Annotated in this window: 1 protein-coding gene; it reads left to right on the forward strand. The window is 49.3% G+C overall.

Features of this window, described 5'->3' with window-relative positions; genetic code table 11:
• On the forward strand, window positions 1–454 hold a 454-nt coding region (locus QUA44_RS05515), incomplete at both ends, for a leucine-rich repeat domain-containing protein (protein WP_333309547.1).

The raw sequence follows: 454 nt of genomic DNA on the forward strand, positions 1-454 counted from the left end.
TCTAACAACACTTGATCTCTGCGGCAATCAAATTACCGACATCAGCGCCTTGCGCTCGCTCACCAATCTGACAACACTCGATCTCAAGTACAATGAAATTACCGACATCAGCTCCCTCGGCTCGCTCACCAATCTAACAAAACTGACTCTCGGCAGCAGTAGAATTACCGACATCAGCGCCTTGCGATCGCTCACCAATTTAACAGAACTGACTCTCTGCTGCAATATAATTACCGACATCAGCGCCTTGCGATCGCTCACCAATCTAACAAGACTGACTCTCGGCAGCAATATAATTACCGACATCAGCACCTTGCGCTCGCTCACCAATCTCACAGAACTGACTCTCAACTGCGATCAAATTACCGACATCAGCGCCTTGCGCTCGCTCACCAATCTCACAGAACTGACTCTCAACTGCGATCAAATTACCGACATCAGCGCCTTGCGCTCG

Source organism: Microcoleus sp. N9_A2 (assembly GCF_036701775.1).
In the GTDB taxonomy this organism is placed as follows: Bacteria; Cyanobacteriota; Cyanobacteriia; order Cyanobacteriales; family Microcoleaceae; genus Microcoleus.